This window comes from Aureimonas phyllosphaerae (assembly GCF_047943035.1).
Lineage (GTDB): Bacteria > Pseudomonadota > Alphaproteobacteria > Rhizobiales > Rhizobiaceae > Aureimonas > Aureimonas phyllosphaerae.
On the sequence record NZ_CP181348.1, the window covers coordinates 868015 to 888609 of the forward strand.

Consider the following 20595-nt stretch of genomic DNA (forward strand, 5'->3'; position numbering starts at 1 on the left):
TCGCGCGGCCTCAAGGCGGTCAGCTCGCCATCACGGTGTCCTTGAACTCCAGCTGGTCGGCGCCGGAATAACCTGGGTCGTAGCCGTCGTGGTAGGAGACGGTGGTGCCGGTGTCGGAATGGGTCACGTGCCCGTCGGTGAGGTAGGGATCGTGGTGCGCCGTGCCCGTGTCGGTGTGGCCGCTGTCGTAGCCGTCGGACCCGCCGGAATAGCCGAGGAGCGCGAACGGATCGGACCCGTCGCCGCCGACCACGCTGTCGGGCGACCCGTAGGCGTAGACGCCGGCATCGTGGGCCGCATAGGGATCGTGGGCTGAATAGGGGTCGTGGGTGCCGTAGGCGCTGGCCGCATGGGCATCGTCGCCGCCCGGCGGCGGCATCGTGCCGGCCCCGTCGTGCAGGACGATCGTGTCGCTGCCCGAGCCGCCCGGCAGGTCGGCGAAGGCGGACGAGCCGTCGGTGTGGACGGCCTGCGCGGAGGCCGACCCGTCCATCGTCGCCCCCTCGCTGCCGGCATGGACGGTGTCGGTGTGAAGCGTCGCGGAATGGCCGGACGCGTAGATCGTGGCGTTGCCGCCGTAGATCGTCTCCATGCCGCCCGAGGAGCGGATCGTGTCGCTGCCGGCGGGCGCGGGCGGCAGGGTGGAGAGCCCGTGCGCTCCGCCGTCGCTGCCCCAGAGCGTGTCGGTGCCCAAGCCCCCGAAGGTCTCCGCGCCGGAGCCGGAATGGCTGCCGGGCACGCTGTCGGCGCCGGGCGGCGGCGCATAGGCGGTGGCGGCATGGGTGTCGGCGGGCGGCGCATGGAAAGCCGGGGCGCCGTCGGCAACGGGGCCCCTCGCGGGGGCCGCAGGGGCTGGCGGGACCGCGGTGTGGGAACCGCCGGCGAGGATCGAGGCGGTGTGGTCGGGCTCGATCGCCGCGCCGTCGACGTGGCCGGGGGGCGTCGCGGCCTCGGCATGGGGCGCGGTCGGCGAGGAGGCCGAAGCCTCGCTCGTCACCGGTTCGGCGCTCGTGCGCGAGACGTCGGCCGAATCCGCAGACGTGCCGCCCAACCCGAGATCGGACAGCACGCTGTTGATATGGTCCGACGTGTCCGGGGACATGTGTCCCTGGCTCGCGTTCGCCGAATAGGTGTAGATCTCAGCCATTCAGGGCCTTCAGGATCCGGCGCCGCCGAGACGCGGTGCCGGGGCGGATAGATCAGGCGGCCGCGTCCACCGGCCCGGCCGCGCGGCGGAAGACCCGCAGACGGCTCGGCTGGCGGACGGGGGTGGGCGAGGGCAGAGGCCCGGCGGACCTTGCGGCCGCGACGAAGTCAAGGCGCACGCCGACGAGCGGGTCGAGCGGCGTCGGGCCGACGAGTTCGATCTCGCGGCCCTGGCGGGTCGAAACCGACGAGCCGAGGAACACGCCGTCGGCCTTGAGCGCGAGACCGGGCGCCGCATCCGGCAGGAGCCGCACGCGCAGGCCGATCAGCGGCAGCGCGCGGCCGCGCGTGCCGGCATAGGCGCCGGCAGGCGTCCAGGGCGACCAGCCCGCGCCGCGCCCGCCCGACGCCACCTGATATTCGACCGGCAGCTCGGCGGCGACGCCGCGCATCTCCAGCCCCTCGATCCGGCCCGGCGTTTCCGGACCGCAGATCCAGTGGCCGCGCGGGGCGGCGATGTCGCCGCGTAGCGACACGTGGGCGCGCAGGAGGAATTCGACGCCGCCATCGGGAAGGTCGGGCCGCAGACGCAGCGCCGGCTCCGGCGCCGCCTCGGTCTCCGCGCCCATGCGCTTCAGCTCGAGACCCGCCGGCAGGACGTTGCCGGGGCCCTTCGCGCGCATCACGACGTCGATCGCGCCGGCCGCCTCGGCGGTCACCACAAGCACCTGGCCCGGCCGTGACAGGAAGCCCGGCCGCTCGCCGGGCGCGGTCAGGAGCGAGATGCCGGGGGACACGGCGACGATCTCGACCTCGGGCGCCTCGCCGGTCAGCAAGGCGTCCGCCCGGTACGAGAAAGCCGAGAGTCCTCGTTCCACCCGCAATGTCGCGCGTCGCTCGGATCCTTGCACAGCCCGCTCCATCCATTTCGTCCCATGCAGAAGACGACGAGGTCGGGCGATATTCAAGTTAATGAATACTGTTCTTGGTGGTGAGGAAAACAACAGATGAACCGCGATGGTGCTGTGGAATGCTTTGCTTAAAGGTCAACGCAAAATTACCGAAGGTTTCTGCCGCGGTTACCATCTTGCCGCCGCGAGGGCGCTCGCGTCCTGCCGGAAACGACGCAACCGCACGTTACAGATGCGTAAGGAATATCGTTCATAGTCTAGAAGAATTGTCCGAGTAGGAGCCGTCCGCAGATGATCCGGGGAAGCATCGAGTTCGCCAGCGCCGACCAGATTCAGGGCTGGATCCATACGTCCGACGGGCGGGTGCGCGACTACACGCTGCTGGCCTTCCACGGCGATCAGTGCGTGGGCGCTGGCAAGGTCAACACCTTCCGCGGTGACCTGGCGGACGCAGGCCTCGGCGACGGCCATCTCGGCTTCAGCTTTCCGATCTCGGTCGCGCCCGATCGCGTGGGTTCCGTGGTGCTGCGCCTCGAGGGCGGCGACGCGGTGATCCTCCAGAACGGCGCGCATGTCGCGGGCAACGCTAAGGCGCGCGCCGGTCTCCAGCGTGACGAGGTGCGCGAGCGTCTCGCCTCCCTGAAATGGGCGCTGAAGCACGGCCGCATCTCGCAGGCCGACTTCGACTTCCTGCGCATCCTGTGGTCCTTCGGCGTTTACGAGCGCGGCCTCCTGCGGCGCTCGGCGGGCGACGAGGCGGTGGTGGCGGAGAAGCCGGCGGCAGTCGCCGCAGCGCTTCTGGAGTCCTACGCCGGGACCGATGTGCGCACGAGCACGGAAACAGTCCGCACCCCGGCCGAGTTCGCGGCCGCGCTCGCCCGCACGCTCGCCGCCTCGGCCGCGCCGCCGGTGGTCGCCCTCCATGCGAGCGGGCGCGCCAGCGTGCGCGTCGCCGAAGGCACCCATGTCTCCGACACCGAGGGCGCGCAGGCCGTGCCCTTCACCGACTATGCGCTGACCGGCGAGCAGCTCCTGATCCTCGACGCGCGGGCGCGCTCGGAAATCCAGATCGGCGAGGGCGCCTCCGTCGAGATCGTCCGCGCCGAACCCGTCGCCTGACGCGGCGGCCGACCGGATCCCGACGCCCGACAACCCTCGCGTCCCTGCCCATGCTGCACGTCCTTCCCCTGTCCGCCTACGCGCCGAGCGATCTCGTGGACCACGAGGCCGGGCGCTGGTGCGGGCGCATCGAGCGCCTCGAGGCGGGGCACGGCGTGTCGGGCTGGGTCCTGTCGGTGGACGCGCCCGAGGCCGCGACGGACCTCGAGCTAACGGTCGGCGACGACGCCTTGGCGCTCGGTGCGACGGGCCTTGCCCATCCGCCGAGCGACCTTCGCCTCGGCCGCACCACGCAGGCCGCCTTCCGCTTCGGCCCCGACGTCTTCGCGCGGCTCGCCCGCCTGTCGCCGCGCCGCGCCGCGCTTCGCGTCGGCGTGCGGGTGGCGGGCACCGACATGCGCCTGATGCCGCCGGGCGGCCGCGACCCGACGGTGGGCGAACTCGTCGCCGCCTGGCGCACGGCGCTCGTCGCGGGTCTCGCCACGAAGGCGGCCGGCGAGACGCGGGGCGACCGGATGCTCCGGCGCCTGGCCGGCCTGCGCGCCGAGGCCGTCGCGCTGCGCGACCGGCCGCTGCGACCGATCTCCGACAACGACGTCGGCCAGATCGACGCGCTGCATGTGGGCACCGACGGGCAGGTCTGGTTCGTCGGCTGGATGAAGCGCGGCGCCGACATCGATTTTCCCGCCGTGGTCGCCGACCGCGACAAGCTGCCGGCGGGCGGCGCGGTGTTCCGCTACGAGCGCCCCGACCTCAATTCCACCTGCGTCGGCGTGGTCGGCCTTCTCGACACCGGCTGGCAGCCGCCGCCGACGCTGCGCGACGGCTTCGTCTATCTCGGGCAGGGCGCGCAGTTCCACCTGCGCTACGGCGCCTATACGCGCGTCCTGAAGGCCGACGCCTTCGCCGCCGCCTTCGCGCAGGCGCAAGCGCTGTCGATCGGCGGCCATGCCGAGGCGCTGGCCGCCGTCCTCCATGCCGGCGGCAACTGGATGGCCGGCAACGCCGCCGCCGCGGGCCTTGCGACGGAGGGCGGGATCGACAAGCTCCTGATGGTGCCGGGCTTCGGGTGCTTTGCCGAAGGCTGGGCGGTGAGCCCGGCCAAGCGCATCGAGACCTTCCAGATGCGCGTCGGCGACTGCGTGCTGGCCGCGGACGAAGGCTCGACGAGCTTTCGCGCGCGCCCCGACCTTGCCGGCTTGTTCGGCGGCGGGGGTACGACCGCGCGCGCCGGCTTCTCGACCGTCCTCCAGGGCGCGCTGCCCCCGGACGCCGCCGGCGCACCGCTCCTGCGCATCGTCCACGACGACGGCACGGGCGCGGTCCTGCGCATCGAGCCGAAGCTCCTGCGCCGCCTCGATCCCGTGGCTGACGGCGAGGAGCTCCTGGCGCTGTTTCCCGCGATTCGCCACGAGCCATTCTGGAACGCGTTCCTCGCCGCGCAGCGCCGTAACCTCGGCAACCTTCGTCGTGAGCCGGCAAAGCTTCACGCGGCTCCGTGCGAGCGGCTCGTCGTCGTGCGCCTCCCCGGCGAGGCGGGAAACCTCAATCTCGTCTTCGATCGGCTGGCCCGGCACCTCGGGGGGCTCGACCCCGGCACGGGCGTGTGCATCGTCGCCGACCAGGGCCGCGGCCGGGCCGAGGCGCTGATGCGCTTCGAGGAGCTTCGCGCCGGCATCGAGGCGCCCCTGTCGCTCCTCGTGGTGCCCCACGGCCACGACATCCTGTCGGAACTCCCCTTCGTGCTTCAGGCGCTGTCGCCGGAGCGCTTCGTTCATGTCGGGCGCGGGCTCGTCCTCAACACGGCCGGCTGGCGGGCCGCAGCGGCAAGCCTTCTGCGTCGCGGCCACGGTCTCGACCGGTTCGAGGTGCTGGACGATGCCGGGCGCCCGGACCGCGTCGACGGCGCTTACGGGGCCGGCTGCTTCGGCTGGAGCACGGCGGCGTTCCTCGCCCATGCGGCCGACGCCCCGGCGCTGACGCGCGGCCTTTTCGGCGACAGCGGCCTGCCGGTCTCGCCGGCGCGCGACCGCGCCCACCCGGCCTCCGCCATGCGCATCGAGCGCGCCGCCGTCTCGCGGCTCGCCGACATGATCGACGCCGGCCTTCTCGCCGGTCGGGGGAGCGACGCCGCATGATCCCCGCCAATCTCAACGTCTCGCGCGAGGGCGCGGCACCCGCCCGGCCGCGGGTCGCCGTCGTCTCCCACAGCCATCCGTCGCTGTCGAAGGGCGGGGCCGAGATCTCGGCCTATGCGCTGTTCCGGGGCCTGCGGCAGATCGGGGTCGATGCGATCTATATCGGCGCCTGCGCGTCCTCGACCCGCCAGCGCCTCGCCTTTGCCGACGAGAACGAGTTCGCCGTCTTCCACGACGCCGAGCGTTACGACCATTTCTATCACCTCGCGCCGCGTTCGGTGACCGACCAGCTCGTCGAGATTCTCGAGCGCGAGGGCGTCGGGCTCGTCAACTTCCACCACTTCTACCACCTCGGCCTCGGGGCCCTGCGCGCCGTCAAGGCGATGCCGGGCATGCGCACCTACCTGACGATCCACGAGTTCCTGGCGATCTGCCAGAACCACGGCCAGATGATCACGCGCCAGGCCCGCATCCTGTGCGAGAGCGCGTCCAACGAGGCCTGCGCGACCTGCTTTCCCGAGCATCTGCGCTCGCAGTTCGCGATGCGCCGCGACACGATGCTCGACAGCTTCGGCGACTTCGACGGCTTCGTCTCGCCGAGCCGGTTCCTTGCCGACCGCTTCACCGACTGGGGTCTCGATGCGGCGCGCATGAGCGTGATCGAGAACGGGCTGCTCGCACCCGCCGAGCCGATCCGGGGGCCGAAGCGCGACAAGAGCTGGACCTTCGGCTTCTTCGGCCAGATCAACCCGTTCAAGGGCGTTGACGTGCTCCTCGACGCCGCCGAGCTGATCGGCGCCGACAAGGCGCTGGCCAGCACTATGCGCCTTCGCATCCACGGCAACCTGATCGGTCAGGGCCCCGAGTTCACCGAGCGCTTCGAGAAGAGCCTGAAGGCCCACCCGTTCCTCACCTATGCCGGCGCCTACGACAACCGCTCGGTGCACCGGCTGATGAGCGAGTGCGACTATGTCGTAATCCCGTCGAAGTGGTGGGAGAACTCGCCCGTGGTGATCCAAGAGGCCTTCGGCGCCGGCGCGCCGGTGATCTGCACCGGCATCGGCGGCATGGCCGAGAAGGTGCCGGACGGGGTGGCCGGCCTTCACTTCCGGCTCGGCGACGCGGCCGACCTCCTGCGCGCGCTGCGGCTCGCCGCCGACCCGAACAACGCCGCGGTGCTGCGCGCCGGCCTGCCGCCGGTGATCTCGGCGGCCGAGATGGCGCGGCGCTACTGCGAGGCCTTCGGCTGGCGCGAGGAGCGCGTGCTGCCACCGCTCGAGGCGGCCGAGTGATCCGCGGGCATATCGACCTTGCCACGCGCTCGCGCGTCGAGGGCTGGATTCATTGCGACCGGCTGGCGCTGCGCGGTGCGACGGTGCTCGCCTTCCACGACGACCAGTGCGTCGGCGGCGGGCGGGTCGATCTGTTCCGCCAGGATCTCGCCGATGCCGGGCTCGGCGACGGTTTCGTCGGCTTCGGCTTTCCGGTGGCGCTGGCGCCCGGTCAGGATCCGCGCGTCCTCGACGTGCGCCTCGACGGCGGCACGCTCCTCCTGAAGCAGGGCTCCACCACGCTCGCCCCGCGCGAGGCGCTGACCGAGGACCGGCGCCGGCAGGGGCGCGACCCCGCCGCCCTGTCCTGGATGCTCGGCCGTGGCTGGCTGGCACAGGCACAGCATGATGCGCTGCGCGGCCTCGCGCGCTTCGGCGCCCATCCGATGACGCTCGCCGTCGAGCGCCGCGGACGCGACGCGCAGGGCGTCTGCGACGAGGTGGCCCTCCACGCCGCCGAGCTTCTCGAACTCTACCTGCAGACGGCGATCGACTGCGAGATCCGCGACGAGGTGCGGGGGCCCGAGCTTCCCGCGATGCGCCGCGCGGTGCGCGAGGCCTTCCCGCATGCGCCGCCGGTGATCGGCCTCTGGGCGACCGGCGATCGCCGGATCGACCTCGTGGAGGGCTCCCATCTCGGCGGCGAGGCGGCGGGTGCGGGCGCCGGGCTTGAATACGCGTTCGGCGGGCGCACGCTCCTTCTCCTCGACCTCGACGCCACGATCGGCTTTCGCGCGGGCGACGCCGCCCTGCCGTTCACCGCCTTCGTGCCCTGCCGCCCGGAGGAGCGCCGATGATCTCCGAGCGCGCCGAGCCGCTGACCGGCGAGCGCATGGTCGCCCGCATCTATTCGCCCTTCTCCTATCCGCTGCCGCGCCAGGCGGGCCTGGTGCCGATCGTCGCCGCGGAAGCCGAGCGCCTCGCCTCCGTCTTTCCCGTGGTCTGGCAGCGGGGCGAGGAGGGACCGCGTCTTGCGGTCCTGCGCTCCCTCCAGGAGGACGGCTCCGGCTTTGCGCCGGGCACCGCCGACGCCCTGCCGCTCCTGCCGCTGCTTCTCCAGGCCTACCCGTTCGTGTTCCCGTCCGGCCCGCCACGCGAGAGCGACAACCCGCGCCTTCTCGACGTCGCCGGGGCTGATCTTCCGACGGATGCCGGGGCGCCGATCACCACGGCGGATGGACGCCTGACCAAGGGCGCCGAGCTGCGCCTGCGCGCCCTGTCGCTCTTCGAGCGCGACTTTGCGCGCACCTCCGCCATCGGTCGGATGCTCGGCGAACTCGGCCTCCTCGAGCCCTGGCCGCTGCGCTTCGACCTCGGCCACGGGCGCACCTGCGACATCGAGGGCCTCGCCGTGGTCCAGGCCGGCGCCTTCGACACGCCGCGCCTCGAACCTGTCGTCGCCCTCTTCGGCATGGCGGCGGCCCGGCTTCTGTCGCTGCACCGCCTGTCGCTCTTTCGCGCCGCAGCCCTCCTCGCCGCCGCCCGTGCGAGCGCCGGCACGAGCGCGCCGCGATGACGCTGACGCTGACCCCCCTGTCTGCGATGGCAGGCGCGAGCTTCCGCCCGCCGGAGCATTTCGGCTTCGCGGCGGCGCTCGCCTGGGTGCCGGTCAACGACACCGAGTTCCATCTCACCGCCCATCACCTGCCGCTGGCCGTGCGCATGCTCGGCGGCATGCCGCGCCTCGGCGCCCTCGTCCACCCCGCCTTCCTGCGTCGCCCGGCGGTGGACGGGCAGGGCCAATGGCAGGCCGGCTACCGGCCGCTGGCGCTGCGCACCCATCCCTTCGTCCTCTCGAACCGCCGCGGCGGGCGCCCGATCGACGAGATCGACGTCGTCGCCGATGCGGGGCTCGTCGGCCCCTGGGGCATGCCGGTCTGCTCGGACCCGGCCGCCGGCACCCTGTCCGGCGAGATGGCGGCGATCCGCAACGCCCTCCTGGCGATGCGCAATGGGGCGGTGAAGCTGTCGGCGGCGCTGGAACTCCTGCGCATCGCGGGCGTCCTCGTGCCGCTGCGCGATCCGGCCGGGCAGCCGGCCGCCGACCTCACGGTGGATGCGGCGCGGCTCGTGGCTCTCGACGACGGCGCGGCGGCGGCGCTCGCCACGCGCTCCTTCCTGCCGCTGGATCTGGCGGGCGCCCTCGTCTTCTCGCGCCGCCACTTCCGCCCCGAGCGGCTGCCGCAGGCGCCCGAGCGCGCCGCACCCGGCCGACCCGAGGCCGAGGCGGGACCGCGCCTTGCCGAGCCCGCCGACGTCGTTCTGGCGAGCCTCGAGGCGATGAACTTCGCGCTCGACGGCAGCGACCTCTTCGACATCTTGGCGATCGGCGACCTGTCGGACTTCGCCGCGCCCGCCCCGGACGAGGGGGAGCCGGCGAACGAGCGTTCGCCGGCCGTCGCGGCATGAAGTACCTCTTCGTCCACAACAACTTCCCGGCCCAGTTCCGGCATCTCGCCCTGCATCTCGGCGCCGACCCGAAGAACGAGGTGCGCGCGATCGGCGCCGAGGGCTCGCGCCCGCTGCCCGGCGTTACCCTACATCGCTACACGCTGCCCGCCGGCTCGCTCGCCGCGACCCACCCCTTCGCGCGGCGCTTCGACGGTGAGGCGCGCCGGGCCGAGCAAGCGCTCTACGTCGCCACCATGCTGCGCGCCTCGGGCTTCACGCCCGACATCGTCGTCGCCCATTCCGGCTGGGGCGAGGCCATGCCGCTGCGTGCCGTGTTTCCCGATGCGCGCCTCGTGGTCTATTGCGAGTACTTCTACAGGCCGCGCGAGTCCGACGTGAACTTCGACCCGGAGTTTCCCGAGCTCGGCCTCGACGGGCTGGTCGGCCTCCACGCGCGCAACGCCGCGAGCCTTCTGGCGCTCGCCGACTGCGACATCGCCCTGTCGCCGACGCTCTGGCAGCGCTCGACCTTCCCGGCCGAGTTCCGGCCGAAGATCCGCACCGTGCACGAGGGTGTCGACACGCGCCTCGTCGCGCCCGACCCGGCCGCGACGCTCCGGCTCGACGACGGCACCACCTTGCGCGCGGGCGAGGAGACCGTGACCTTCGTCGCGCGCAACCTCGAGCCGCTCCGCGGCTACCACGTCTTCTGCCGCGCGCTGCCGGAGATCCTGAAGCGCCGGCCGGGGGCGCGTGTCCTCGTGGTCGGCGGCTTCGACGTGAGCTACGGGCAGCGCCCGCCGTCCGGCGACAGCTGGCACCGCATCTTCCTCAACGAGGTGGCCGGCGAGATCGACCTGTCCCGCGTCCACTTCCTCGGGCACCTGCCCTTCGCCCGCTATCTCGACGTCCTGAAGGTCTCGCGCGCGCACGTCTATCTCACCTATCCCTTCGTCCTGTCCTGGTCGTGCCTCGAGGCGATGGCGACGGGCTGCGCGATGATCGCCTCGGACACGCCGCCGGTGCGCGAGGTGATCGACGGGCGGAACGGCCTGCTGGTGCCCTTCCACGATCCGAAGGCGCTGGCGGGCGCCGTGACCGGGGTTCTCGCCGAGCCCGAGCGCTACGAGGCGATGCGGGCCGCCGCCCGTCGCACCGTGGTAACCCGCTACGACATGGCCGGCGTCTGCGTTCCGCAGGCCATGCGCCTCATCCACGCGCCGACCGTCGTTCCCCGTCGTGCCGCCCCCGCCTTCGAGGCGGGCCTCTTCGGCGCGGCGTGAGCGGCCCATCGAGTTTTAAGGTTTTCGGACGATCCTGTCCGCCGACTTGCGTCCTCCGCACGACCACGAGCAAAGGTTGAATTCCATGCGCGCAGCCCTGGTGAAGTATTCCGGCCGGCGGCTCAACAACCACGAGGCCGTGTGGTTCGACGTCCCCTTCCGCAACACGCTGGAGGACTACTACAACACCGGCGACATCTGCGTGTACGACTCGACGCTGCGTCTCGTCGACTACACCGAGGGCCACTCGCTCAACATCGACGAGCCGGTCACCGAGGAGGGCGTGCGCCGGATCAAGGAGCGCTGCGACTTCATCCTCCTGCGCGGCTCCAACTACATCCACGAGGCGATGGACTGGGGCCATTTCCCCCAGTGGCTGGAGGCGCTGGACCTGCCGGTCCTGTGCATCGGCGTCGGCGCGCAGGCCGAGACCGAGCGGGCGGTCGTGCTGCCGCAGGAAGGGCGCCGCCTGTGGCAGATGATCGCCGAGCGCACGACGATCGGGGTCCGCGGTGCGTTCTCGGCCGAGACGCTCCACCGCAACGGCATCCACAATCTCGAGATCATCGGCTGCCCGTCCCTGTTCCGGGCCCGCGACCGCGCCATGGCGCTGCGCCACCGCGAGGGCGGCCCGAAGCGCGTGACCTTCTCGCTGCGCCGCGAGGTCGGCTCGACCTACGCCGTCGACCCGTCCGAGTTCCAGGCGACGCAGAAGCGCATCATCGCCAAGCTCGACCTTGCCGCCGACCTCTACCTCTCCTGCCACGGCGAGCCGGAGGAGAAGGCCTTCTTCTTCCGCGCACCGCTCCACAAGGACCGCGCCACCGCCAAGCTCGTGGCGGAGGGCTGGTTCGACGAGATGACCGGCGCGCGCCTCAAGGCGCTCTACGAGCAGCGTCTCTACTATGTCGGCGCGCCCGGCGACTACGACGTCTACGCGCCCCAGTTCGACGCCGCGCTCGGCTACCGCGTGCATGCCGTCCTGCCCGCCGTCGCGATGGGCGTGCCGGGCGTCCTCTTCTCCTACGACACCCGCTCGCGCGAACTCGCCGAGACCTTCGACCTGCCGATCTACACGCCCGCCGAGTTCGAGCGCCAAACGCTCGCCGACGCCCTTGCGCCCGCCCGCTTCTCCCGCTTTACCCAGCTCTTCCCCGAGCGCTACGACCGGATGAAGGCCTTCATCGAGAAGAACGGGGTGAAGACGCGGATGTGAGGCGTCATCCGATCGCCCTCAGCACCATGTCGGGATGGCGCTCGATGACGCGCACATAGGCCAGCGCAAAATCCGGCGGCGCGGTGCGGGCCTGTTCCCAATCGCGCAAGGTGCCGACCGGAACACGGAAACGCCTGGCAAACTCGGGCTGCGACAGCCCGAGCCGGTTGCGGACCCGGCGGATCTCCCGCGCCTTCTGGCCTCGGTCCAATCCTTCGACCGAGACATCGAAATCTTCGGGGTCCTGAGGGTCAGCCTGGAGAGCGATAGGCTCGTTCTTCACCGATGTTGCTCCTTCGTACGGAAATAAACCGGGGACTTTCGCCTCGCCAGGTGAAGACAGCCGTGTAGAGCTTTCCCGCCACCGCCCCGATCGCCTTGAACCGCTCCTCGCTGTCCTCGGGGCGAATCGAGGGCAGGATCAGATGGTCGGGATCGGCCATAACGGCGTCGCCGAACATCAGCGGCAGACCATGACGCTCACGGTTCAAGGCATCCTTGGCAGGATCGAAACGGTCCGACATAGTGTCAAAGTACGGAAATCCCGTATCTCTGGCAAGGGTCCTACCGCCCCCCGATCTCCACCGATAAGGCCACGATGTCGCGGTCGGGGCCGACCGCGCAGCCGTCGAGACGGGCGCGCACGAAGGTGAGCAACGGACGGTCGCCGACGGTCGAGAAATTGCGGTCGGAACTCGCCGGGTCGATCAGGGCGGGATAGCCGATCGGCCGGTCGGGCGCGCAGGGGGTGCCGCTGCCCATCAGCGGCGCTTCCAGGAGGAGCGCCGGGCCCTGCCAATGGAGGAGGTCGGAACTGGTGGACACGAAGACGCCGGTGCGCTCGACGCCGCCTGCGTCCGCGCGCCGGCCCTTCATCGTGGCGATCCAAAGCCCGGACGCCTCGTGGCGCGTCAGGCTCGTCACCGGCCAGGGAAGGGCGGCCGGGGCGATCGGGTCGCACAAGGGTCCGGCGGGGTCGGCGCGATAGGGGTCCTCGAAGCGGACGCGGTAGGCCCCGTCCGACCAGCCGCGCCAGCGCGAGGCGTCGGCGAGGTCGTCGGTGCGCAGGAGGCAGTTGCCGGAGCGCCGGGGCGCGGGCGAAACGACGTTCGCCATCATCGCGAAGCCGTCGGTGACGGCGACGATGTTGGTCGGCTCGAAGAACCCGGCCCGGTGCCCTCGCGTGTCCTCGGCCCGCAGCGGCAAGGCCGCGACGAGGCGCGGCTCGGACGGCCGGAAGGTCGCGCCGCCGTCGTGCGAGACCGCGGCGGTCAGAGTGTTGTACCAGCAGGCGTCGGCCTCGCCCGGTTCGCAGGCCCCGGTCTCGTGCCCGCGGTATTCGTCGTGGACGACGGCGTGCACCGTACGCCCGTCCGGCGTGAAGGTGCTGGCGATCCAGCCGCGATTTTCGAAGGAAGCGGGGTCGTCCCGCCCGGCGCCCTCGAAGGCGACGCGGCAGGAATGGCGCAGCGAGGCGAAGTCCGGCCCCGCGAGCGCCCGCGCCCGGTGATGGCTCTGGAAGACGTGGATCGTGCCCGACGCGTCGCGAAAGGCGCGCGTCGGCGTGTCGGGGATGTCCCAGGTCTCGCAGGCGTCGCGCCCGTGGTCGAAGAGAAGGCGCTCTTCGCCGGGCGAGGCGGTGATGCGAAGGGCCGGCAACCCGTCCGCGCCGGCGGGCAGGGCCCCGGCGACGAGGCCGGCCGCCAGCGTGCCGCGAACGGCCCTCATCGGGCGGCGCCGGGTCGTGGCAGTCTTTTTAAACAGAGCTTTACTCCCCTCGTGCCATTTTTCGTCGAATGTCCGGCGTCGCGGTTCGTCCGCGCTCGCCGGGAGGGAACGGGCGGCGGGGGGCTTTGATCCGCCTGCGACGCGCCCGATCGTCATGCCACGGCGGCAGGCCGGAAAGGAACGGGCCATGCGCGATCCCCGGAGAACCGGGAAGCGCCAGGGGGCGGAAGGTGTCGGCGCGACGGATGCGCCAGATGCCTTGCCGCGCCTTGCGGGCGGGACGGGGGCGGCATGAAGCCCGTCCTGTCCTCGCCGCTCGTCGCGATCGTCCGCTCCCTGTCCTTCGGCTACGTCAACCTCTTCGCCTTCGGCTTCTTCCTGCCCTTCCTGTTCATGGCCATGTCGGTCGTGCCGATGAGCATCGTGGAGCGCGTCGGGACGAGCCGCAACGCCTCGACCCTCGTCACGCTTCTCCTGATCGCCGCCGTGGTCGCGGCGACCTACACCGTGATGGAGCAGATCCGCGGCCAGGTGCTGGAGCGGATGGGCCTCGTCATCGACGAGCGTCTGACGCGCGTCTGCTTCGACGCGGTGAACCGGGCGCAGGGGCGCGCCGGCGCGCCGGCCGGCCAAGCGCTCGCCGACCTCCAGACCGTGCGCCGCTTCCTGTGCGGGCCGTCGCTGTCGGCGATGATCGACGCGTTCTGGTCGCCGCTCTTCGTGCTGGCGATGTTCTTCATCAACGCCGCCTTCGGCTTCCTGATGCTCGGGCTCCTCGCCTTCTCGGCGGCGGCCTCGGTGGCGACGCACTACTGGGTGTCGGCGCATCTCGCCTCGGCCCAGCGGCTCGACCTCGAGGCCAACGAGTTCGGCCTTGCGGTCTCGCGCAACGCCGAGGCGCTGCGCGTCATGGGCATGCTGCCGGCGCTCGCCGAGCGCTGGTACGCGCTGCATCGCGACGGGCTCGGCTGGCGGGGCCTCGCCCAGGCGCGGGCCGCCCAGATCGGCCTCGTGCCGCGCATGGTGCAGAACGCCCAGATGATCGTGGTCTACGGGCTCGGCGGCTTCCTGTTCCTGTCGGACCGGATCCAGCTCTCGGTCCTGTTCGTGGTCCTGATGGTGATGATGCGCGCGCAGGGGCCGCTCCAGCACATCATCAACAACTGGAGCCAGATCCAGTCTTTCGCCTCGGCCGCCCGCCGCCTCGACGCGCTCCTGCGCGGCATCGAGGCGAGCCCGCATCCCCTGTCGCTGCCGCGCCCGTCCGGCGCGCTGAAGGTCTCGCGCCTCGTCGGCGGTCCGCCCTCGATGGGCCGGCCGGTGATCAACGACGTGTCGTTCACGCTGGAGCCGGGCCGGATCCTCGGCGTCGTCGGCCCGAGCGGGGCGGGCAAGTCCTGCCTGTCGCGCCTCGTCACGGGCATCTGGAAGCCGGCGCGCGGCACGATCGTCTTCGGCGAACAGGACCTGTCGCACTGGGACCCGGACGAGCTCGGCCGCCATATCGGCTATGTGCCGCAGGACGTCGAGTTCCTGCCGGGCACGATCGCCGAGAACATCGCGCGCTTCGACCCGCACGCCACGAGCGAGGCCATCCTCCGGGCGGTGGATCTCGCCGGCATCCACGACATCCTGCGCGGCTTGGCGGACGGCTACGCGACGCGGCTCGGCGGCCCCGGCGGCCATGTCCTGTCCGGCGGCCAGCGCCAGCGCGTGGCGCTGGCCCGCGCGGTCTACGGCAGCCCCCGCCTCGTGGTGCTGGACGAGCCGAACTCCAACCTCGACGCGGGCGCCGAGCAGGTGCTCGGCCGCACCATGCAGCGCCTGCGCGACGACGGCGCGGCGGTGATCGTGGTCTCCCACCGCATCAGCCTTCTCGGCTTCTGCGACGATCTCCTCGTCCTCAACGAGGGCGTCGTGCAGGCGATCGGGGCGCGCGAGCGCATCTTCAACCGCCTGCCGCGCTTCCGCGACGCGCCCGCGCCGCCCGTCCTCGACCTGCCGCGCACCGGGACCGGCGGATGAGCGCGCTCGGCCCGGTCCTCGATTCCGCAACGACCCACGCCGCCGCCGCGCCGCTCGTCGCGGCCCCCGCGCCCGACACCAACTGGCGCGGTTCCCTGCGAACTGGCTGGATCGTCCTCGGCCTGTCGGTGGGCCTTGCCGGCGGTTGGGCGGCCTTCGCGCACGTGAACTCGGCCGTCGTCACGGCCGGCACCTTCGCGGTGGAATCGCACCGCCAGAGCGTCCAGCATCTGGAGGGCGGCATCGTCGAGGAAATCCTGGCGCGCGACGGCGACCGGGTCGAAGCCGGCCAGGTGCTCCTGCGCCTCGACACGACGCGCTCGCAGGCGGCCGCGGCCGCGGCTGCGCAGGCGCTCGCCGGCGCGCTTGCGACGGAGGCCCGCCTTATCGCCCAGCGCGACATGGCCGACTACATGGTGCTTCCCGAGGAGGCCGCGAGCCTGATGCGCGGGCTCGACGGCGGCGAACTGCAGGACAACTACCGCGAGTTCGAGGAACGCCGGCAGGTGCTCGCCGGCTCGCTGGAGCTTCTCGACACGCAAGCCAGGCAGGCCCGCAACGACATCGCCCAGACCAAGCTCGACGCGCAAGCCGCCTCCGACCAGCTCGCCAGCATCGGGCGCGAATTGAAGAGCGTGAAGCCGCTCTTCGACAAGGGCCTCGTCGCGCTGAGCCGCCTCACCACGCTGGAGCGCCAGAAGGCGCAGTTCGAAGGCACGATCCGCAAGAGCCGCAACGACGAGCAGAAGGGGCTCGACAAGCTGGCCGAGATCGACCTGAAGCGCGAGGCGCTGCGCAAGGACTATCGGCAGGAGGCCTCGGCCAAGCTGATCGAGACGGGGCGCCAGATCGCATCCCTGCGCCAGGAGCGGCAGGTGGCGCTCGACATGCTGGCCCGCTCCACCATCCGCTCGCCCGTCGCCGGCACCGTGCAGGCGTCTCGCCAGTTCACGGTCGGCGGCATCGTGCGGCCGGGCGAGACGATCCTCGAGGTCGTGCCGGAGGGCGAGGAGATGCGGGTGCGCGTGCGCATTCCGCCGAGCGAGATCGACCGCGTGCACGAGGGCATGGCGGTCGAGGTGCATCCGGGCTCGCTCATGAAGTTCCGTCGCGAGAAGGTCTCGGGACGGCTCGTCGCCCTGTCGCGCGACACGGTGGCCGCAAGCGATCCCGGCCAGCCGCCGGCCTATGCCGCCGAGGTCGAGATCGACGACGCGAAGCTTCCCGCCGACGTGCGCGCCCGGCTGGTGGCGGGCATGGACGCCTCCGTGGTGATCCCGACGGAGGGGCGCACCGTGCTCGAATACCTGGTCGAGCCGGTCCTGAAGAACGTCGAGCAGTCGCTGCGCGAGCGCTGAAGGTCTCAGGCCTGCGGCCCGGCGCCGCGCCAGCGGGCGGCGAAGAACGGCTCGCTCGACAGACCCTCGCCCGACAGGAAGGCGTGCGGCACGACCGCCTCGAGTCCCGCCGCGTCGAGCCGCTCGATGCGGCCGAAAAGCTGACGTTCGAGGCAGAGGCGCACCAGCCTGAGACCGAAGCCGGGCAGGCCGAGGCGGTCGCCCGGTGCCCCTTGCGCGATCCAGGCGAGGCGCACGCCGTCCGGCTCGACCGCGGTGCGGAACACCACTTGCCGGCCGCCCGCGCCCCCGTGGCGGCGCTGGTTCACCGTCAGCTCGTGCAGCACCTGTGCGACCGGCGCGACCGCCTCGGCCCGAAGCCAAATGTCCGGTCCCTCGAAGGAGATGGCCAGCCCCTCCTCCTCGCTGGTGCGCCGCACGAGATCGGTGAGGCTGACCGGCGACCATTCGGCATGGCTGAGGAGATCGTGGGCGCGCGACAGGGCCATGATGCGGCCCGAGGTCTTCTCGGCCATCGCGTCGTCGCCGCCGGAGCGGATCGTGTGGTTCACCACCGAGAGAAGGACGCTCAGCGTGTTGCGGACGCGGTGGTTCAGCTCCGACAGGAGAAGGTCGCGCGTCCGGTTGCGCTCGACCAGGGAGGCGTCGGACGCGCGCAGGGCTTCGGCGATGTCTTCCAGTTCGCTGACGCGGCCGGGACGGCGCTCGATCATCGCGCCGCTGCCGGTGGCAGACGCCATCGCCTGGAGCGAGGTGACCTCGCGCACGAGGCGCATCGAATAGAGCCGCGCGAGCACCACCGAGCTGCCGAGCGCGAGCAGCGTGATCGCTGCGAGCGTGCCGACGAGGATGCGGAACGGCGCGTTGAGGGCGGCCGCCGGCACGCCCACCGCGACGCGCCAGTCGCTGAGGTCGAGCGTGTTGAAGGCGATGAACTGCCGCGTTCCGTCGAGCCCCGTCGCGCTCTGGATCACGCCGGCGCGCCGGCCGGAGAACTCCTGCAGGAGGGCTGCGGGGGGACGCTCGCCGAGGAAGCGGGTCTGCTCGCGCGAGCGGGCGACCACGCGGTCATTGGTGTCGAGCACCGTGATGACCCAGTCCTTCGGCAGTCGGGTGCGCACGAGGATGTCGAGGATCGCGTTCGGCCGCAGCGCCATGCTCATCGCGTAACGCGTCTCGCCGTTCGTGGCGAGCGGCACGATGACGGCGGTGAAGAGCCCGTCGGAGAGCGGGCTCCTGAAGAGGTCTGAGACGCCCGGCCGGCCGGTGGCGAAGACCCGATCGTCCGAGGCGACGAGCACGGGGTCGAGGTTCTGCGGCAGCGGCTGCCCGTCCGGCGCCAGCGTGTTGAGAAGATGCCGGTGATCGCGGTCGCGCACCGCCAGCATCGCCTTGCGCGGCGTCAGGAGGGTTTCGGCCTGCGCGCGAAGGGCAGGAAAATCGGCGGCCACGGCGTTGGGGGAGGTCGCGAGCGCGAGCAGCGCCGCCTTCATCGATTCGAGTTCGCGGTCGAGCTGGTCGCTCACCGCCGCCGCCGCCGCCACGGCGCCCTGCTCGAGACGCTTGTGCTCGGCCTGGCTGTACCACCAGCCAAGACAGAGCCCGAGCGCCACTTGGGGCACCAGCACCAGCGCCACGAACAGCACGAGATGCCAGCGGATCGGCAGGGTGAGGGGGCGCTTTCCGGCAGCCGTCGCCGGCACGGTCGGCGCATCGTCCGCACCCGCTGTCATGGCGCACCGCCCCGGCCGGCGTTGCGCGGCAGAGCCCTGCGTTCGTCGCGGCGCGCCGCCTCGTCCGAGGCGGCATCGCCTGCGGGCGCTCGGGCGAGCTCGCAACGGACGGGGCCGGGCATGCGCATCGTCTACGGTCTGCCTTCGATGAATCGTCGCAAGACCGGAATCGGCGTCGACGTCGGCCCCCGGAGGTGGAAGCCGCGGCGATAGATAGCCGTCACCCGATCCTTGGCGAGGGCGCGCGACACGATGGACGCAAGCTCCGCGCGGGTCTCGTGGGGATCCCGGTCAACCAATCGTCAAGCCGTGCGTTGGAAGGCCATCGAAGGAGAAGCCGATGACCGAAGACACCGCCGTCGAGGCCCGCCGCCGCGAGATCGCGGTCGAGCACGTGCTGTTCAAGCTGATCGAATATGTCGAGGACCGCCATCCCGGGCTTCTCGACTTCGTGGAGAACAGCCTCGACCACCTCGGCGATCCCGCCCGCGACGGGACCAAGGACGACGAGGCGGTGCGCGAGATCGCCCGCCGGATGCTGAAGGGCGCCCGCCGGCAGGGCGTGGACTGACGAAGACCGTCAGGCCGCGAGGAGCTCGCGCACGCGCGGCGCCACCTCGCGGCCGTAGAGCTCGATGCAGCGCATCAGCCGCGCGTGCGGCAGGGGGCCGGCGCTGTATTTCAGGTCGAAACGGGTGAGGCCGAGGGCCGAGGCGGTGGCGGCGATCTTGCGTGCCACGGTCTCGGGCGATCCGACGTAGAGCGAGCCGTGCTCGATCTCGCGCTCGAAGGCCGCGCGCTCCAGGGGCGGCCAGCCGCGCTCGGCACCGATCCTCGCATGCATGGCGCGGTAGTCGTCGAAGAACTCGGCGCGCGCGGCCGCATCGGTCTCGGCGACATAGCCCGGCGAATGGACGCCGAGCGGCAGCGCGTCGCGGCCCATCTCGGCCAGCGCCCGGGCATAGAGCTCGGCATAGGGGCGGAAGCGGCCGGGCGCCCCGCCGATGATCGCCAGCATCATCGGCAGCCCGTAGCGCGCCGCGCGCACCACCGATTCCGGGCTGCCGCCGACGCCGATCCAGGTCCTGAAGCCCTCGCCCTCCACCGACGGATAGATGCCGGGGGCGTCCAGCGGCGGGCGCACCGACCCTTGCCACGTCACCGGTCCCCCCTTGAGGAGCGCGGCGAAGAGGTCGAGCTTCTCGCCGAACAGGCGCTCGTAGTCGGCGAGGGGGAGACCGAAGAGGGGAAAGGATTCGGTGAAGGAGCCGCGCCCGAGGATCACCTCGGCGCGCCCGTTCGACAGGGCGTCGAGGGTCGAGAAGCGCTGGAACACGCGGACCGGATCGTCCGAGGAGAGGACGGTGACGGCCGAGCCGAGGCGGATGCGGCGGGTGCGCGCAGCGAGCGCCGCCAGCACCGTCTCGGGCGCCGAGACGGCGAAGTCGGCGCGGTGGTGCTCGCCGATGCCGAAGAAGTCGAGGCCGACCTCCTCCGCAAGGATCCCTTCCTCGACGACGTCGCGGATCACGGCGGCATGGGACTTCTCTCGTCCGTCATCGCCGCGCGTGACGTCGCCGAACGTGTCGAGGCCGAGTTCGAGGGATGTGCTCATAGGGTCCTGCCTGCGTGCAACGGGCGTCGGCGACGCGTCGCACCGCTTCTAGACCGGACGGCGGCCGAGCGACAGCGCCCCGCGGGGACCCGCCCCGGACGCACCGTTCACCCCTCGCGGGCTCCGGCCTCGATGACGACGATCTCGGCGGTGTCGGGCCCGATCCTGACGCTTTCGCCCTCTTCCTTGCCGACCAGCTGACGGGCCAGCGGCGACAGGTAGGACACGAGCCCTTGCGCCGGATCGGCCTCGTCGATGCCGACGATGCGATAGGTCTCGATCCGTCCCCTCCGCCGGATGCCGACCGCGTGGCCGAACTGCACGGTGTCGCTGTCGGCATCGGGCTCGACGACCTGCGCCGTCGAGCGACGCGCGCGCCAGTAGCGAAGGTCCCGGTGCAGCATGGCGACGGCGATCTTGTCGCCCGCGGCGCGAGCGCGCTCGACGGCCGCGGCGTTCATCGCGATCTCCCGGTCGAGCAGCGAGAGGCCGCGCGGCGTGACGAAGTTTGGATCGGTCCCGAGGTCGCGCTCGGGCAGGGCCTCGACCTGGTCCTCGTTCGGCTCCTTCACGAAGGCGACGCTCACGGCAACGGTTCTCC

General features: G+C 71.7%; 19 protein-coding genes. 11 read left to right on the top strand and 8 right to left on the bottom strand.

The genetic code is table 11. The features are described 5' to 3' along the window. Positions 1-19: 19 nt before the first annotated feature. Together ACLNGM_RS03925 and ACLNGM_RS03930 are read right to left on the bottom strand one after the other, a co-directional pair. Entirely contained in the window at positions 20-1147 is a 1128-nt protein-coding gene (locus ACLNGM_RS03925) for a hypothetical protein (protein ID WP_416357280.1), read from the bottom strand. Positions 1148-1199: 52 nt separating this feature from the next. Further along, on the bottom strand, positions 1200-1982 hold the full coding sequence (locus tag ACLNGM_RS03930; RefSeq protein ID WP_416357281.1) for a hypothetical protein: 783 nt from the start codon (positions 1980-1982) through the stop codon (positions 1200-1202). Positions 1983-2348: 366 nt separating this feature from the next. On the opposite strand from ACLNGM_RS03930, the gene ACLNGM_RS03935 reads away from it, so the two are divergent. From ACLNGM_RS03935 to ACLNGM_RS03970, 8 genes are all read left to right on the top strand, one after another. Then, entirely contained in the window at positions 2349-3176 is an 828-nt protein-coding gene (locus ACLNGM_RS03935) for a hypothetical protein (protein ID WP_416357282.1), read from the top strand. 50 nt (positions 3177-3226) lie between these two features. Continuing rightward, the gene (locus tag ACLNGM_RS03940) at positions 3227-5314 is read left to right on the top strand and encodes a hypothetical protein (protein ID WP_416357283.1); all 2088 of its coding nucleotides are present in this window, start codon (positions 3227-3229) and stop codon (positions 5312-5314) included. Further along, positions 5311-6606: a glycosyltransferase family 4 protein gene (locus ACLNGM_RS03945; RefSeq protein ID WP_416357284.1), complete on the top strand. Its 1296-nt coding sequence runs from the start codon at positions 5311-5313 to the stop codon at positions 6604-6606. Before ACLNGM_RS03940 ends, ACLNGM_RS03945 begins: the two co-directional genes overlap by 4 nt. Next, entirely contained in the window at positions 6603-7442 is an 840-nt protein-coding gene (locus ACLNGM_RS03950; protein WP_416357285.1) for a hypothetical protein, read from the top strand. Before ACLNGM_RS03945 ends, ACLNGM_RS03950 begins: the two co-directional genes overlap by 4 nt. Continuing rightward, positions 7439-8161 carry a SapC family protein gene (locus ACLNGM_RS03955; RefSeq protein WP_416357286.1) on the top strand — a complete coding sequence of 241 codons (723 nt, stop codon included), beginning with the start codon at positions 7439-7441 and terminating at the stop codon, positions 8159-8161. The genes ACLNGM_RS03950 and ACLNGM_RS03955 overlap by 4 nt, the downstream gene beginning before the upstream one ends. Continuing rightward, the gene (locus ACLNGM_RS03960) at positions 8158-9054 is read left to right on the top strand and encodes a SapC family protein (RefSeq protein WP_416357287.1); all 897 of its coding nucleotides are present in this window, start codon (positions 8158-8160) and stop codon (positions 9052-9054) included. The genes ACLNGM_RS03955 and ACLNGM_RS03960 overlap by 4 nt, the downstream gene beginning before the upstream one ends. Then, the gene (locus ACLNGM_RS03965) at positions 9051-10319 is read left to right on the top strand and encodes a glycosyltransferase (RefSeq protein ID WP_416357288.1); all 1269 of its coding nucleotides are present in this window, start codon (positions 9051-9053) and stop codon (positions 10317-10319) included. The genes ACLNGM_RS03960 and ACLNGM_RS03965 overlap by 4 nt, the downstream gene beginning before the upstream one ends. Before the next feature lie 85 nt (positions 10320-10404). Then, positions 10405-11535, top strand: coding sequence for a polysaccharide pyruvyl transferase family protein (locus tag ACLNGM_RS03970; protein WP_416357289.1), 1131 nt, complete (start codon positions 10405-10407; stop codon positions 11533-11535). A 4-nt stretch (positions 11536-11539) separates the two neighbouring features. Here the strand turns inward: ACLNGM_RS03970 and ACLNGM_RS03975 are convergent, their stop codons facing one another. The 3 genes from ACLNGM_RS03975 to ACLNGM_RS03985 all read right to left on the bottom strand — a co-directional run bounded on the left by ACLNGM_RS03975 (position 11540) and on the right by ACLNGM_RS03985 (position 13263). After that, positions 11540-11818 carry a helix-turn-helix domain-containing protein gene (locus ACLNGM_RS03975; protein ID WP_416357290.1) on the bottom strand — a complete coding sequence of 93 codons (279 nt, stop codon included), beginning with the start codon at positions 11816-11818 and terminating at the stop codon, positions 11540-11542. Further along, positions 11787-12026 carry a BrnT family toxin gene (locus ACLNGM_RS03980; protein ID WP_416357291.1) on the bottom strand — a complete coding sequence of 80 codons (240 nt, stop codon included), beginning with the start codon at positions 12024-12026 and terminating at the stop codon, positions 11787-11789. Before ACLNGM_RS03980 ends, ACLNGM_RS03975 begins: the two co-directional genes overlap by 32 nt. A gap of 73 nt (positions 12027-12099) precedes the next feature. Then, the gene (locus ACLNGM_RS03985) at positions 12100-13263 is read right to left on the bottom strand and encodes a hypothetical protein (RefSeq protein WP_416357292.1); all 1164 of its coding nucleotides are present in this window, start codon (positions 13261-13263) and stop codon (positions 12100-12102) included. Positions 13264-13554: 291 nt separating this feature from the next. On the opposite strand from ACLNGM_RS03985, the gene ACLNGM_RS03990 reads away from it, so the two are divergent. Together ACLNGM_RS03990 and ACLNGM_RS03995 are read left to right on the top strand one after the other, a co-directional pair. Beyond that, complete coding sequence (locus ACLNGM_RS03990) at positions 13555-15288, top strand: type I secretion system permease/ATPase (protein ID WP_416357293.1); 1734 nt, start codon at positions 13555-13557, stop codon at positions 15286-15288. Next, positions 15285-16646: an HlyD family type I secretion periplasmic adaptor subunit gene (locus tag ACLNGM_RS03995; RefSeq protein ID WP_416357294.1), complete on the top strand. Its 1362-nt coding sequence runs from the start codon at positions 15285-15287 to the stop codon at positions 16644-16646. The genes ACLNGM_RS03990 and ACLNGM_RS03995 overlap by 4 nt, the downstream gene beginning before the upstream one ends. Before the next feature lie 5 nt (positions 16647-16651). On the opposite strand, the gene ACLNGM_RS04000 is transcribed toward ACLNGM_RS03995, so the two are convergent. Further along, positions 16652-18379, bottom strand: a complete 1728-nt coding sequence (locus ACLNGM_RS04000) for a sensor histidine kinase (RefSeq protein ID WP_416357295.1) — start codon at positions 18377-18379, stop codon at positions 16652-16654. A 340-nt stretch (positions 18380-18719) separates the two neighbouring features. On the opposite strand from ACLNGM_RS04000, the gene ACLNGM_RS04005 reads away from it, so the two are divergent. Beyond that, positions 18720-18950, top strand: a complete 231-nt coding sequence (locus tag ACLNGM_RS04005; RefSeq protein ID WP_090963159.1) for a hypothetical protein — start codon at positions 18720-18722, stop codon at positions 18948-18950. Between the two features lie 9 nt (positions 18951-18959). On the opposite strand, the gene ACLNGM_RS04010 is transcribed toward ACLNGM_RS04005, so the two are convergent. Next, positions 18960-19994 carry an LLM class flavin-dependent oxidoreductase gene (locus ACLNGM_RS04010; RefSeq protein WP_416357296.1) on the bottom strand — a complete coding sequence of 345 codons (1035 nt, stop codon included), beginning with the start codon at positions 19992-19994 and terminating at the stop codon, positions 18960-18962. A gap of 107 nt (positions 19995-20101) precedes the next feature. Beyond that, positions 20102-20581, bottom strand: a complete 480-nt coding sequence (locus ACLNGM_RS04015) for a GreA/GreB family elongation factor (RefSeq protein WP_416357297.1) — start codon at positions 20579-20581, stop codon at positions 20102-20104. Between the last annotated feature and the right edge of the window lie 14 nt (positions 20582-20595).

Coding starts and splice junctions, on each gene's coding strand:
- ACLNGM_RS03925 (WP_416357280.1), bottom strand. CDS start 1,147: ATGGCTGAGATCTACACCTATTCGGCGAACGCGAGCCAGGGACACATG.
- ACLNGM_RS03935 (WP_416357282.1), top strand. CDS start 2,349: ATGATCCGGGGAAGCATCGAGTTCGCCAGCGCCGACCAGATTCAGGGC.
- ACLNGM_RS03940 (WP_416357283.1), top strand. CDS start 3,227: ATGCTGCACGTCCTTCCCCTGTCCGCCTACGCGCCGAGCGATCTCGTG.
- ACLNGM_RS03945 (WP_416357284.1), top strand. CDS start 5,311: ATGATCCCCGCCAATCTCAACGTCTCGCGCGAGGGCGCGGCACCCGCC.
- ACLNGM_RS03955 (WP_416357286.1), top strand. CDS start 7,439: ATGATCTCCGAGCGCGCCGAGCCGCTGACCGGCGAGCGCATGGTCGCC.
- ACLNGM_RS03960 (WP_416357287.1), top strand. CDS start 8,158: ATGACGCTGACGCTGACCCCCCTGTCTGCGATGGCAGGCGCGAGCTTC.
- ACLNGM_RS03965 (WP_416357288.1), top strand. CDS start 9,051: ATGAAGTACCTCTTCGTCCACAACAACTTCCCGGCCCAGTTCCGGCAT.
- ACLNGM_RS03970 (WP_416357289.1), top strand. CDS start 10,405: ATGCGCGCAGCCCTGGTGAAGTATTCCGGCCGGCGGCTCAACAACCAC.
- ACLNGM_RS03985 (WP_416357292.1), bottom strand. CDS start 13,263: ATGAGGGCCGTTCGCGGCACGCTGGCGGCCGGCCTCGTCGCCGGGGCC.
- ACLNGM_RS03990 (WP_416357293.1), top strand. CDS start 13,555: ATGAAGCCCGTCCTGTCCTCGCCGCTCGTCGCGATCGTCCGCTCCCTG.
- ACLNGM_RS03995 (WP_416357294.1), top strand. CDS start 15,285: ATGAGCGCGCTCGGCCCGGTCCTCGATTCCGCAACGACCCACGCCGCC.
- ACLNGM_RS04000 (WP_416357295.1), bottom strand. CDS start 18,379: ATGACAGCGGGTGCGGACGATGCGCCGACCGTGCCGGCGACGGCTGCC.
- ACLNGM_RS04005 (WP_090963159.1), top strand. CDS start 18,720: ATGACCGAAGACACCGCCGTCGAGGCCCGCCGCCGCGAGATCGCGGTC.
- ACLNGM_RS04010 (WP_416357296.1), bottom strand. CDS start 19,994: ATGAGCACATCCCTCGAACTCGGCCTCGACACGTTCGGCGACGTCACG.